The 13318-nt window shown below is 39.5% G+C and carries 11 protein-coding genes and 1 pseudogene; 6 read left to right on the forward strand and 6 right to left on the reverse strand.

Annotation, left to right across the window (positions count from 1 at the left end):
* Window positions 1-341: 341 nt before the first annotated feature.
* The 4 genes from H5158_RS12725 to H5158_RS12740 form a co-directional block, all read right to left on the reverse strand.
* Window positions 342-683 carry a DUF6559 family protein gene (locus tag H5158_RS12725; RefSeq protein ID WP_182719565.1) on the reverse strand — a complete coding sequence of 114 codons (342 nt, stop codon included), beginning with the start codon at window positions 681-683 and terminating at the stop codon, window positions 342-344.
* A 404-nt stretch (window positions 684-1087) separates the two neighbouring features.
* Window positions 1088-2971, reverse strand: a complete 1884-nt coding sequence (locus tag H5158_RS12730) for a CocE/NonD family hydrolase (RefSeq protein ID WP_259398791.1) — start codon at window positions 2969-2971, stop codon at window positions 1088-1090.
* Window positions 2972-3149: 178 nt separating this feature from the next.
* Complete coding sequence (locus H5158_RS12735) at window positions 3150-4211, reverse strand: YCF48-related protein (protein WP_182740139.1); 1062 nt, start codon at window positions 4209-4211, stop codon at window positions 3150-3152.
* A gap of 59 nt (window positions 4212-4270) precedes the next feature.
* Complete coding sequence (locus H5158_RS12740) at window positions 4271-4591, reverse strand: membrane lipoprotein lipid attachment site-containing protein (protein ID WP_182719567.1); 321 nt, start codon at window positions 4589-4591, stop codon at window positions 4271-4273.
* 333 nt (window positions 4592-4924) lie between these two features.
* Between H5158_RS12740 and H5158_RS12745 the strand changes: the two genes are divergently transcribed.
* The gene (locus H5158_RS12745; RefSeq protein ID WP_182740140.1) at window positions 4925-6286 is read left to right on the forward strand and encodes an MFS transporter; all 1362 of its coding nucleotides are present in this window, start codon (window positions 4925-4927) and stop codon (window positions 6284-6286) included.
* A 37-nt stretch (window positions 6287-6323) separates the two neighbouring features.
* Here H5158_RS12745 and H5158_RS12750 read toward each other — a convergent pair.
* Window positions 6324-6464: pseudogene (locus H5158_RS12750) on the reverse strand (delta-class carbonic anhydrase); the annotation flags it as partial.
* Between the two features lie 70 nt (window positions 6465-6534).
* Window positions 6535-6783, reverse strand: a complete 249-nt coding sequence (locus tag H5158_RS12755; RefSeq protein WP_182740141.1) for a hypothetical protein — start codon at window positions 6781-6783, stop codon at window positions 6535-6537.
* Between the two features lie 188 nt (window positions 6784-6971).
* Between H5158_RS12755 and H5158_RS12760 the strand changes: the two genes are divergently transcribed.
* From H5158_RS12760 to H5158_RS12780, 5 genes are all read left to right on the forward strand, one after another.
* Window positions 6972-8120, forward strand: a complete 1149-nt coding sequence (locus H5158_RS12760; protein ID WP_182740142.1) for a hypothetical protein — start codon at window positions 6972-6974, stop codon at window positions 8118-8120.
* A gap of 357 nt (window positions 8121-8477) precedes the next feature.
* Entirely contained in the window at window positions 8478-9158 is a 681-nt protein-coding gene (locus H5158_RS12765) for a CsgG/HfaB family protein (RefSeq protein WP_182740143.1), read from the forward strand.
* Window positions 9158-9505: a DUF4810 domain-containing protein gene (locus tag H5158_RS12770; RefSeq protein ID WP_182719560.1), complete on the forward strand. Its 348-nt coding sequence runs from the start codon at window positions 9158-9160 to the stop codon at window positions 9503-9505. The genes H5158_RS12765 and H5158_RS12770 overlap by 1 nt, the downstream gene beginning before the upstream one ends.
* A 1-nt stretch (window position 9506) precedes the next feature.
* A complete protein-coding gene (locus H5158_RS12775; protein WP_182719559.1) occupies window positions 9507-10184 on the forward strand; it encodes a DUF799 domain-containing protein in 678 nt (225 codons plus the stop codon).
* Window positions 10185-11030: 846 nt separating this feature from the next.
* Complete coding sequence (locus tag H5158_RS12780) at window positions 11031-13154, forward strand: TonB-dependent receptor (protein WP_182740144.1); 2124 nt, start codon at window positions 11031-11033, stop codon at window positions 13152-13154.
* The last annotated feature ends 164 nt before the right edge of the window (window positions 13155-13318 follow it).

The raw sequence follows: 13318 nt of genomic DNA on the forward strand, positions 1-13318 counted from the left end.
AATGGCTCACACTAATTAGTGCGTCGTGTTTTGCAGTTTTTCTAGATTATGAACAAGGCAATACAGTTGCCGCAGAATGACGTGAAGGCATTCACTTCTATTTATCCACGTAAGGGCAACTGTTTATGCTTTTACCAATAATGAAGCCAGCAGCCTTGAATAATGCCATGATCAGGTTAACTGATGAATGTCTCGGCTCTGGCATCCTGCTTCGCTCTACCTTCTAAATCCATTTAGTCGAAGTGCCTCAGCGATCCCAAAAGGATACGGGAAAAAACTGGCTGCGATGAAATCACAATAAGAGATTACTGCGTAACGCGCCTATATGTGTTGTGCATAAATCAGTCACCGCCACCAGAGTCGCTGCTAGAAAAACCTCCATCACCCCCTCCGCCATAATGTGAAGAACCAAATAGAGCACCAAAAAGCCCAACTCCAGTTACGGAAGTAATTGTATTGTTCATTGACTCGCTAGATTCATTAACAGGTGTATTAGCTTTGAAAGTTGCAACATCACAATACATTAAATATGCATAATGAATATGCCTTTTATCAAAGCCCATTTCATCAATGGTTTTATCAACTTGACCTTTGGCATACGTTGCTGAACCGCCATACCTTTTAGCTAATGCGGGACGAAGTTTGTATTTATACTTTCGAATCGTTGAATTTTTACCAAACATTGTTGAAACTCCCTTTACGCCTAACGTCTTATTGAACACCATTTTGGTGGCTTATAACACCTCAAAACGGCCTATATTACATACTCTGATAATTCTATTAATAATTACCTTTGTAAACAAGTAATTAAAATAGCTAAAATCAAGGCTTGTTATTTTGCATCAAAACAGCAGTGAATAATGTTATCGGGCAAAATTAAAATATTTATGGCGGTGGGGCTAAATTTAACTTATACCAATATCTGCATACAGCTCACAACTGTCTATCAGATGAAATATAAACCGGTGTGTCAAAACTTTAAGATCAGGTAGGTGCTACTACAGTTAATAACCACCAGCTGATAAACATATTTATCAGCTGGCAATTATTATTTGTTTCTCATTCAAGAGCAGTAGCTACAATTTAACTAGTGCCCTATAACTTTAAATGAAATCGAACTTGGGTATTGCTCACTATGGTAAAGTTTATGTTGCGCTTTTACGAAATCTTCAGCCTTGGCTTTAAAGATATTATCAACATACTTTTGTGGGTTCATATCCATAAATGGAAACATGCTACTTTGAACTTGAATCTGTAACTTGTGCCCGCGTTTAATGGTATGTAAAACATCCAGTAATTCAAAATTAACTAAAGTGGGTTTATTTGCCTCAAATGGTTTGGGCTCACTCATGCTGTCTCTAAAACGACCACGAATAATGCCCCATCTAACTAATTCGTGGCGGTTACCTGTGGCTTCATCAACTTTGTTAGTGGATTCATCCATACCAGGAAATACATCAACTAGTTTTACTACAAAGTCCGCTGCACTTTGGCTGGTAGAAACATACAAGTTTAGATCTATAGCACCTGCAATAGTTTGATCTTCTTTAGCTACATCACTATTAAATACTAATACATCGGTACGTCGAGCTGTAAAACGCTGATCTTCAGCCATATAAGGTCGATCCCAACCTCGACTTGTATGTGCAGAGTGTGGCACGGGTTTATTAGGGTCGCTAATATAATCGCTCGAACCACCTTGCTTATCTGTTGAAGTTAATAATTGCTCGTTGTTACCAAGATAAAGCGTCACATCGCTCGTTTCTTTTGGCGGCCAAGTATCAAACTCACGCCATCTGTTGGCACCCGTTTCAAAAATCGTCGCTTTCGCTAAAGACGCTTCTTTAGTGCCTTTTAAATTATGCTTAAAAAATGGCAGTAATATATGCTCTTGGAACCACTCACTGGTATCAAAGCCAAAATTAGCTTCGCCCATTTTGTCGCCTTCTCCGCGATTCCACTGACCGTGATACCAAGGGCCCATAATGATATGTACATTATCTTTTTTATTGTGCTTAGACATTTTTTGATAGGTCGCTAATGGCCCATACAAGTCTTCAGTGTCATACCACCCACCGACAATTAGTGTCGCTGGCTTTACATTATCAAGATGTTGCAAAACATCACGCTTTTGCCAAAACTCATCATAATTAGGATGCTCAGTTAATTCATTCCAAAAAGGACGCTCGCCATTAAAATATTTTTTATTTACGTTTGAAAGCGGGCCTAATTTACGGAAAAATTCATAGCCATCGGGTGTTGTAGAATCCATTCCTTCAGGCCAATAAGCAAACTGACCTTCCCGTTGTTTATCAAAGGTATCGAAAAAGATAAATGCCATTGGTGTTGAAAAAGCTCCGTTGCGATGAAAGTCATCATAAAACCAGTTAGCAATAGGAGCCTGTGGTGAAATCGCTTTTAATGCTTTGTGACTATTAATTGCAGCCACCGACGTGTAGTAACCAGGATAAGAGGTACCCCACATGCCTACTTTGCCATTGTTGTTTGGGATATTTTTAACTAGCCAGTCAATGGTATCGTAAGTATCGGTTGCATCATCAACCGCTTTACCACCTTTGTCTCCGGCATCTTGAGGACGCATATTTACATAGCTACCCTCAGACATAAACTTACCGCGAACATCTTGAAAAACAAAAATAAACCCTTCTTCTTCAAAAATCTCACTGGGCCCTAACTTGGCTTTATACTTATCTACACCATAGGGAGCAACACGATACGGCGTGCGTTGCATCATGATTGGATATTTACTTGATTTATCATAAGGTACATAAACCGCTGTAAATAATTTAGTACCATCGCGCATTGGTATTTGGTACTCGTATTTAGCATAATGAGAGCGAATATATTCAGCTCTTTTATCTTCCTGCTTATTTTCTTCTGCTTGTATGAAGCTTGCAAAAATTAAACAGCAAAATAACCCTATAAATTTTGTCATTTTATTATTTTTCATAAAGTACCTTCATAGTTAGTTTAACTATGTTTTTATTGATGAATTTTCAATCTAAACTTACTATAGCCAAAAGTGTGATGCCATAACAACGCGCTAAAGTAGGCTAAATCAGCGATAAAAGCCGATAACCTCTGAAAAATAAAGCCTTTAAGCACTAGTGACTCTTTAATCAAACTAATTATTCAGTCGGTATTATTAAAACAGCTACTTTGCCCTCAGAACCTGCAAATAAAAAACGAGCATTACTGGCGCTTAATGTAAAATAACCGGTATTATCATATTTTGGATTAGCAAGTGGTTGCCACGTATTTCCTTGATCGTATGAAATGTCACTGCCTGTTTTACCCGTTGCAATGCAAGCGAATGCGTTACATGCCATCGCACTTCTTAGTCCACGGTCACCCGATTTAACATGTTTCCAACGATTTTTTATAACGTCATACCGTGCCATATTTGGATAGTTTTTGTCACGTTGCAGGTAATCACCACCAACAACAAATAAATCATCATCACTATTCAAAGCCAGACCATAACCACCAGCAGTATCCGCGCTACGATACAAAGGAACACTTTTCCTTAGCCAAAATAGTCCACCATCATTTGAGTGATAAACAGAAGCCGACTTTCCACCCGTTGTTAACCACGCTTGATTATCTTTTCCTACAATGAGTGTATTACCACTGGCGGCAAATGCGGACTCTGAAGGTATTAAGCTAGGTAAATTTACTTTATCGGTTCGTGTCCATGTTTTGCCGCCATCTTGTGTACGTTTAACTACATAATAACCATCGACAGGATCACCCATTAATAAACCATTGTCTTGATCCCAAAATGCAATTGAATCAAAAAAACCTGCCTGATCCTGATTCTGTAACAATAATTGCCAACTTTTACCTGCATCTGTTGTTTTATATAATGAAGACTGTTTACCTGAGCCAACACTCATTACAATCGCGGTTTGCGTATCAAACACCGCAATATCACGAAAGTCATTATTTATGCTGCTTTTAACACTGCGATCATGCCAATGTTTACCGCCATCTTGGCTCACCCATACACTATTATTGGTACCTGTGACCCACAACGATTGATCAAATATCGCCGAACCACGAAGTGAAGGCTTACCATCAATCAATGTATGCTGAAAGCCATCAACTTGCTGAGCAATAGCTAAGTGGCTAAACACAAAAAAAGTCAGTACACAGAACGCTGTTAAGCTATGAAACGCTGTTATTATCATTATGAATCACCGATACCAATTAGTTTATTTTATAGTAGTTAACATAAACGCAGAGTAAGTTAGTCATCCGTCCTTGTTAATCTTACTCCATCAACAACCATTGACCACTGCCCATCGCTAAAAAATGGTGGTTGCGAAACCTCAAAAGTTGTATTCATTATAAGCATATCAACTAAGAAATTATCGCCATCAAACTCATCAACGGATGATGAAATAGAAGTTCCACCTCGTTGATAGTCAAAAGTTCCATCTGGGAGTATTTCTAGATACATGCCAGGACCTTGCCAATAACCTATATAAGCAAACTTATCTGCGGGTATTGGCTTGCTGCAAGCACTCAGTGCCAACATAATAAATAAAGTGATAACTATTTTTTTCATTCGTTTCATTGAGACTTCGCTAAATTAGGTAATTCAGTGTAGCAATAAACACCTCACACTTACTACTTGTGTATCGATAAATTAATACAAATCATAGTAATAGCGTATCCATTAGATTGATGAGTGACTTTATTGCACACTCAACCATAACGTGTCTATTTTACTACAAGCGTCACCGTAACATTCGCTAAAAAACCAAGTAATAAATGCTTAGTACTCAATACTTATCCGAATATAGTTAATAGTAGAAAGGCTTAACTACCCATTTACTACTTGGAAAATACATTTAGTTACTCTAGTATCAACTTGTCTAGGCTAACTATTTGCATTTAAATGAAATCATTTCCTTCGCTGTATTTTGCTAATCTATTTTTAATTATTGGCACCGGTTTACTCACCACCTATTTAGCCCTCTATTTAGGGAAAAATGGCATCTCGACCTTTTGGATCGGGTTAATGACCTCATGTTATTACATGGGTTTGTTGCTTGGCTCAAAGCTTGGTTATCACCTTATTAAATCGGTCGGCCATATTAGGACCTTTGCAGCCAGTACCGCCGCTGTTTTAGCGTGCGTTGCAGCACACGGCGTTAGCGATAATATTTATTTATGGTTAGCCCTGCGACTATTTGTAGGCCTTGGTATGATGTGTAACTACATGGTGCTCGAAAGCTGGCTCAACGAACAAGCTGCACCAGAGTCTCGCGGGCGAGTGTTTTCGTTTTATATGATCACCTCTTATCTGGGTATGATTTTAGGTCAATTTGCATTAGCCGAATTCCCAGAGCTTGGCTATGCACCACTATTTTTAGTGTGCATGGCGCTGGCAATTGGCATTATTCCTATTTCAATCACTCGTAGGATTCACCCCAAGCCATTAAAACCAATTCAAGTCAGTCTGTTTGACTACTTTAAAAAAGTACCGCAATCACTTACAGCTGTTCACTTTGCGGGTATTATAAATGGCAGCTTTTACGGCCTTGCACCAACATTTGCCAAGTCATCTGGGTTTAATTCGTCAGAAATTGCCATTTTTATGTCTGCAACTATTTTTGCAGGTCTGATCGCGCAATGGCCAATGGGGATATTGTCGGATAAAATACGTCGTAGCGTATTGATCCGCACCAATGCGGTTGCGATTGGTGTAGTTAGCTTGGCTTTATTTTTGCTACCTATTACGCAAACACTCGCCTTTGCACTCACTTTTATGTTTGGCTTGTTCGCCTTTACTTTATATCCATTATCCTCAGCCTTAGCTAATTCACGCGTTGAAGATGAAGAGCGCGTTGGCGTGTCATCTGCGTTATTAGTTGTTTTTGGAGCCGGTGCAGCACTTGGTTCAACTGCCAATGCACAAGTTATGACCTATTTTGGTCACCAAGCCCTTTATGCCTCCATCGCATTATTAACGGTGATAATGTACTTATTACTCACTTACATTAATTCGAAACAAAAAGTAGAACAACCAGAGTCGAGTGATTACGTTGTAGGCACATCAGACGTTACCAACTCGCCACTGGCTGCGACCATGGATCCTCGAATAGAAGAAACGACTGCCCACGAGCAAATGTTGGTGGTCGATGAAATTGATGATGAATATGAAGAAAACAATGCAGTCTTTGATACCGATGATCCACAGGGTGACCTGTTTAAAGACTTTCAAACGCAAAACGAAACAGCTGAACTAAAAGACTAGCGATTCATTTTCGATATTACAAAAGCAGGTAACAGCTTCAATTTACCTGCTTTAATTGAGCAGCTGATAATTTACACTCAGAAAGGTAGCCTATAAGATGACCTTTGTCATTGCCCGCATACGTTTTAAACTCCCCGCCTTTATGCTCCGCATTTTTATAAAAATGAATGTAGTATAAATTAAGCTCACTTCGGCTGGGCCCCCCAAGCTAAGTAAGTTAATAGCTGCCTTCAATCGCTTTTCCAAAATTAATGTAGCTTTTTAGGCCCACTACGAACAAGCTCTTTACCGTTTTCAAACACATCATCTGTAACCCAGCGGCCTAACAACAAGTTATAGTTATCATCAAGTACAGCTACAAACGGGCGACCATTGGTATTATTGGTCGCCAGTGCCACACCGGCTATATTTTTTAAGCCCAATCCACCATTATCAATCAGTAATAAAAAAGCTTCTAGCTCTGCGAGGGTGTCAATTACATCGTTATCATTAATCATACTGTTTACTCAGTTATAACTTAATGAGTGAAGGATAACAGTTTATGAAAATAGGCTCTAGGGGCTGATTAAACGTTAAAGGTGGGAGTTACGACCCAATACTCAACGTATTTATTTGCGCTTACTCGCTCTACATCAGATAGTAGCCTTTGCATTGAAACTATTAAAACTGCTTATATAGGAAAACCATGATCAAACGACTTTTAGCCGCAAGCTTAATCTTCTCTTCGGGTTCTGTTTTTAGCGCTAACCCAACGGTTGAAGAGCTGCGTATTAAGCAAGCCACAACCGCTATGCCACAAGTTTTAGATATATTTTCTGAGGATATCGCGCAATTTGAACAAAGCTGGAAAAGCCTAAAAAACTTTAAACAGGCAACTGACTTACTACATGATTACTCAAGCCAACTCTGGCTCAACGCCAAACAACACATTACCGTCACTAAAAGCTACGATGACAGAGCACTTTACTGGGCTCGCCTACTTTCAAGTAAAATAATCCGTACAACAAAACCTGAATTTGCATTAACAACTGCCGAGCAAAGCACATTGTTAACAATGTTAGAAAATGGCAGTCGCGGTCGCACCGACCTAGCCTACTCTAAAAACACCACCAAAAAGATTTTACTAACAGGCTTTGATCCATTCTTACTGGATAGAAACATCAATCAAAGTAATCCATCCGGTGTGGCCGCATTATTACTCGACGGCCAAGTAATTACTTATCAAGGTATCAGTGCCGAAATAAATACTGTGATGGTGCCTGTTCGCTATGAAGACTTTGATCAAGGTATTATTGAAGAACTACTCGCCCCTTATTACGCTCTGAATAACGTGGATATGATAGTTACCGTTAGCATGGGTAGTAAAGACTTTGACCTTGAACGCTTTCCAGGTAAGCGGCGCAGCGTAACCGCCCCCGACAATGCAAATATTGTCTATGGCGGCACAGCAAAAGCGCCACTGATTCCAAGTTTAAACGACCGTCCACTCCCAGGGAGTGAGTTTGTGCAATTCAGTTTGCCCGCCACGCAAATGCAGCAAGCCAAAGGGCCATTTCCGATAAATGACAATCATAAAGTTGTTACACTCGAAAAAGCCTTTGAACCTAAAACTTTAGCTGAACTAAAAGATGCGATTGCAGTAAAAGGCGGCGGCGGTGGTTACCTGTCTAACGAAATTTCGTACCGCAGTATTCGCCTGCGCGATCAACTCAATTCAGATATTCCGACTGGGCATATCCATACGCCACGTATAGCGCAGTTTGAACCAGAAACAGAAGCTAAAATAGTCAAACAAATTCAAGCAATGTTAGAGCAAAGCCTATTAGCCCTTTAAAACACAATAAAACATACTGCTATTAGCTCTACAACTGATAGCAGTTGAAACAACCACCTACTTTTAATTGAAATAATACCAATCACTGCTTCAATAAATTAAAACAGAAATTATTTCAAAGATGAAAAAGTGCTACCCCATCTCCTTAAACTTTCCTTGCTGCTGGATCATACAAAAATCAGACTACCACTGACTGGTACCTATAAGGTAAAGAATAACATTGCCTTTACATAATTTTTTGTTTATAAAAGTGGATGGTATTGGTAGTTATAATAGGTAATTAACTAACAAATATAAATATTAAACATTGGCATCCAAATCACTTTCTGCAATTATTTTAAACGGATATAATTCCTTATGCATATAAGCAAAAATCACATAAAAACAATAATAATTTCTGCGGTTGCAGCATCAACTTTAGCAGGTTGCGCTACAACATCATCTAAAGTTGTTGAAACCCAAACAGTTGCTAGCTATAACACTAACTACAGTGGCACTAAAAGTAAGTTGGTAGTTGGGCTATTTGTTAACCGTTCAAGTTTTCAAAATGGCATATTCTCATCTGGGCAAGACCGTTTAGGTAGCCAAGCTAAAACAGCATTAATGAGCCACTTACAACAAACAAACCGTTTTAGTGTACTTGATCGCGATAATATGACCGCACTTGCTGAAGAAGCAAAACTAACTGGTACAAAACAAGTTATTAGCGGCGCTAAATTTGTGGTAACAGGTGATGTGACAGAGTTTGGTCGCAAAGCTATTGGCGATCGACAGTTGTTTGGTTTATTAGGCAAAGGTAAATCACAAATAGCTTACGCTAAAGTAACACTAAACATTGTCGATGTTACTACATCAGAAGTTATCTACTCAGTTCAGGGAGCTGGTGAATACAGCCTATCTGAGCGTGAAGTTATTGGTTTTGGTAGTACCGCTTCATACGATGCAACCTTAAATGGCAAAGTGCTTGATTTAGCCATTCGTGAAGTCGTAAACAAGCTTGTTACAGGACTTGAATCAGGCCTATGGGGCAGTAAATAATGAAAAGGCTAATTACTTTAGCCTTAGTATGTGCTGCGCTTACAGGCTGTAGCTCAACTAAAGAGCCTATCTATTATTATGGCGAATACAGCTCAGCCGTATACGCATACCTAAAAGCAGATGAAGTAACAGTTGAACAGCAAATTAAAATGCTTGAGCAAGTTATTGCAGATGCAGCAAACAAAAGTAAAATTGTTGCACCTGGCTTGCATGCTCATTTAGGCATGCTGTACTTTGAAACAGGTGACCCTACTTTAGGTGCTAGCCACTTTGAAACTGAAAAGTCACTTTTCCCAGAGTCGGTTCAGTATATAGACTTCCTTCTAAAATCTGCGAAAGGCGTTTAACATGTTGAACTTTAAATCAATAACAGCAACTGCGCTGTTTGCATTATTAGCGGGTTGCGTTTCGTCACCACCGGCTCATGATTACACAGCGTTTAAACAAGCTGATCCACACTCAGTTATTATCCTGCCACCGCTCAATAATACACCTGAAGTTATAGCGCCTTACAGTGTAATGACCCAAATGGTTGCACCTATTGCAGAATCCGGCTTTTATGTTTTTCCTGTTGCGCTCGTTGAGCAAACCTTTAAAGGGAATGGCCTTTCAGTTGCAAGCGACGTGCATCAAGTTCCTATTAAAAAGTTACACGATATTTTTGGTGCTGACTCGGCGCTTTATATTACTATTGAAGAATACGGCACCAGCTACGTTGTAATTTCAAGTGAAACAGCTGTAACTGTTTCCGCATCTTTAGTCGATTTACGCACTGGTGAACAATTGTGGCAAGGTAAAGCAAGAGCTTCCTCAGCCGAGCAGCAAAATAATGGCGGCGGTGGACTTGTAGGCATGCTGGTAGTGGCAGCAATTAACCAAATAGCAGAAACTGTAACAGACAAAGGTTTCGAAATTGCTGCTATCGCATCAACGCGCTTACTTTCATCAGACGCTTACAACGGCCTACTATATGGTCCTCGTTCGCCTAAATATGGCCAACCGGTCCCGAGTGAAAAGAAAAAATAAAATGCTATTCTGATTAGCTAATTAAGTATTAAAAAAGGTAAGTTTATGAGGCCGAACCGTACAACGATTCGGCTTTTTTCTAACATATGGCTCACTAATTTAGTATGATTGGTATGATTTTTAAATATCTAACCTCCACCTTGAAATTACCTAAAATGCAAACTTACTTTTAAAAGCAAGCAAATATGGCTGCTCAGTCTATATCGCTAGTGACGTTGTCACTCATAACGACAGCCTATAAATTATCGTTTTTGGGTAAAAGCGTTGAACTGATAAAAAAATGGCAAACTAACTAAGCAAGGCCTATTCCCTGATTGATGTCTGATCTAGAGGTTTTATTTATCAAAATAAAACATAAACCACTGATTATAAATAACAAAGTAAAAACTTATAATTAAACAGATTATTTTACTTATTCAGCTCTCGACATTGCAAAAAAAACAACGTTATACTATCACTTGATGAAACACATGAATTTACACTCACTCAGACACAATAAAACGCTATTAAAATATTTAATGGTGCTTTTACTGCTGTTCAGTGTTTTTTCACAGTGGCACTCAACTGTTCACGCAGTACAAAGCAGCACAGAGTGCCAACTCTGCATAAGTTCGTTTGATTTTGACGATTTAATATCTCCTACCACCAGTATATTTGAACCTGAAAGCAACCGCTACAGCGCTGTTTTAGCCTTACACTCTCCTCAATTTAGCGCAATCGTTGCGTTTTCAGGTAATCGTGACCCACCGAATACTCTTTAAAGTTCACTGTTAAAAAACCGTTTTATAAAGACTGTTTGCCATTGGGTAAGCAGCCAGTTTTAGTGCAAATTTTAGAGATTAAATAATGAAAATTAAGTATTCACCATTAGTTTTGGCGGTATTAACTGCTATCAGTACACACGCAATGGCAGCAGAGAAACAAATACAAAAAGATGAAAGCGATTTAGAAAAAATTGTTATTACAGCTTCACCGCTTAAACGTACCGTACTTGAATCAAGCACCCCAGTATCAATTCTTAGTGGCGAAGAGCTTGATCAGCACCAAGCAGCAACCCTTGGCGAAACCTTAAAAAATGTGCCAGGTGTACACAGCTCTTATTTTGGACCCGTTGCCAGTAGCCCAATTATCCGAGGATTAGATGGACCTCGAATCAAGGTTGTACAAAACGGATTAGGCGCATCTGATGCATCACGCGTTGGCCCCGATCACCAAGTATCAACCGAAACCTCTACGGCCACACAAATTGAAGTATTACGCGGCCCTGCTACTTTGCTTTATGGTAGTGGTGCAATTGGCGGCGTTGTTAATGTGGTTGATAACCGCCTCCCCATTGAAAGACAACAAGGTATTACTGGAGAAGTATTTGCTCAGTACGATAACGTAGCAGATTCAAAAACAACATCTACTGATTTAAATGCCGGAACGGGCGACTTTGCTGTTCATATTGATGCTTACAACCGTAATACCGGTGACTATAAAATACCTGTTCCCGCTGATATTAATGAACATGGTGGCAGTACTAAACTCTCAAACTCAGCAATCGATGCACACGGTTATAACTTAGGAGCTGGCTGGATCACTGACGATACACGCGTCGCTTTTGCCTATGGCTCAATGGACTCAGAATACGGTTTACCGGGTGAAGATGGCGTATTTATTAAGTTAAAACAAGACCGCTATCAAGGTGTTGTTGATTGGAATAATCTTGACGGTTTTATAAAATCGGTGCATTGGCAAAATGCATATACTGATTACCAACACTCAGAAATTGAAGGGACTGAAATAGGCACTACTTTTAAAAATGAAAGTATCGAGTCTAGACTATGGGCAGAGCACAGCGCGGTTTATGGTTGGCACGGTATAATGGGCTTACATTATAACAAAAGTGATTTTGAAGCGATTGGCGAAGAAGCCTTCACACCACCAACAAAAACCGACAGTTTAGCCGCATTTTTAATGGAAGAAAAACAAACAGGTGCTTTATTGTGGCAGCTTGGTACACGCGTGGAGCAACTAACCCATAAAGTGAATAACCAATTTTTTGATGAGCTATCAAACGATAATAGTATCTCATTTGCAGATGAAGATTACACGGCGGTTTCAGGCTCTGCAGGAGTAGTTTGGAGCATTAACGACAAGCACTCATTAGCATTTAATTATGCATATTCACAACGAGCTCCTTCGGCATCAGAAATTTATGCCTACGGCCCACACATAGGCTCAGGCACATATGAAGTAGGCGGTGCTTTTGATGTTGTTAATAACAGTGATGGTACTTACTCTGTGGCTCAAGTTGCCCAGAGTATGGATAAAGAAGTATCAAACAACTTAGACGCTACATATCGCTATAACGCTGATAGCTGGAATGCCAGCATCAGTATATTCCAGAACCAAATTAACGATTATATTTACGAAGACTTTAGCAACCTTGTACTAAGTGATGGTGAGTTTATTACTTCCCAAGCTTATGATCAATTACAAGATACAGGTGCAGCTTCAGATGAAGAGACTGATGGCTTACCTGTGGTAAATTTTGCGCAAGGAGATGCTAAACTCTATGGTTTTGAAGCACAAGTTGACTGGCACTTAAACGAACAATGGCGTCTGGATGTGTTTTCGGATTATACCCGCGCTAAACTAGATAAAGGCGGTAACGTACCAAGGATCCCACCATTACGTGTTGGTTCTTCAATACATTATGAATACGGTAATTGGCACACTGAAGTAGAAGTCACTCGCAACAGTAAGCAAGATAAAATTGCCGCAAACGAAACCACCACCGACGGCTATACCATGCTATCAGCCGCTGCTAACTATTACCTTGATTTAGGTAACGTTGACATGACATTGTATTTAAAAGCCGACAATCTAACCGATCAAGAAGCGCGCGTGCATTCATCTTACTTAAAAGACGAAGCACCACTTCCAGGTCGCTCATTTAGTATAGGTGTAAGAGCGCGTTTTTAAACAGCGCTTGCTATAAGTGTTTGTTAAATAAAACAGCTCTTATACCAATCGTGTTAAGTTACTGACCATTTATAGCGACAGATAAATACAGTGATAACAAGGCGTAAATTTTGACATGTAGTTGTTCTACTTGAAAAAATTATAACGCAGTTAGCGCTTTATTT

Origin of the sequence: Pseudoalteromonas sp. SR45-6 (assembly GCF_014163545.1) — a bacterium.
GTDB classification, from domain to species: domain Bacteria; phylum Pseudomonadota; class Gammaproteobacteria; order Enterobacterales; family Alteromonadaceae; genus Pseudoalteromonas; species Pseudoalteromonas rhizosphaerae.

Coding starts and splice junctions, on each gene's coding strand:
- H5158_RS12725 (WP_182719565.1), bottom strand. CDS start 683: ATGTTTGGTAAAAATTCAACGATTCGAAAGTATAAATACAAACTTCGT.
- H5158_RS12730 (WP_259398791.1), bottom strand. CDS start 2,971: ATGAAAAATAATAAAATGACAAAATTTATAGGGTTATTTTGCTGTTTA.
- H5158_RS12735 (WP_182740139.1), bottom strand. CDS start 4,211: ATGATAATAACAGCGTTTCATAGCTTAACAGCGTTCTGTGTACTGACT.
- H5158_RS12740 (WP_182719567.1), bottom strand. CDS start 4,591: ATGAAAAAAATAGTTATCACTTTATTTATTATGTTGGCACTGAGTGCT.
- H5158_RS12745 (WP_182740140.1), top strand. CDS start 4,925: ATGAAATCATTTCCTTCGCTGTATTTTGCTAATCTATTTTTAATTATT.
- H5158_RS12755 (WP_182740141.1), bottom strand. CDS start 6,783: ATGATTAATGATAACGATGTAATTGACACCCTCGCAGAGCTAGAAGCT.
- H5158_RS12760 (WP_182740142.1), top strand. CDS start 6,972: ATGATCAAACGACTTTTAGCCGCAAGCTTAATCTTCTCTTCGGGTTCT.
- H5158_RS12765 (WP_182740143.1), top strand. CDS start 8,478: ATGCATATAAGCAAAAATCACATAAAAACAATAATAATTTCTGCGGTT.
- H5158_RS12770 (WP_182719560.1), top strand. CDS start 9,158: ATGAAAAGGCTAATTACTTTAGCCTTAGTATGTGCTGCGCTTACAGGC.
- H5158_RS12775 (WP_182719559.1), top strand. CDS start 9,507: ATGTTGAACTTTAAATCAATAACAGCAACTGCGCTGTTTGCATTATTA.
- H5158_RS12780 (WP_182740144.1), top strand. CDS start 11,031: ATGAAAATTAAGTATTCACCATTAGTTTTGGCGGTATTAACTGCTATC.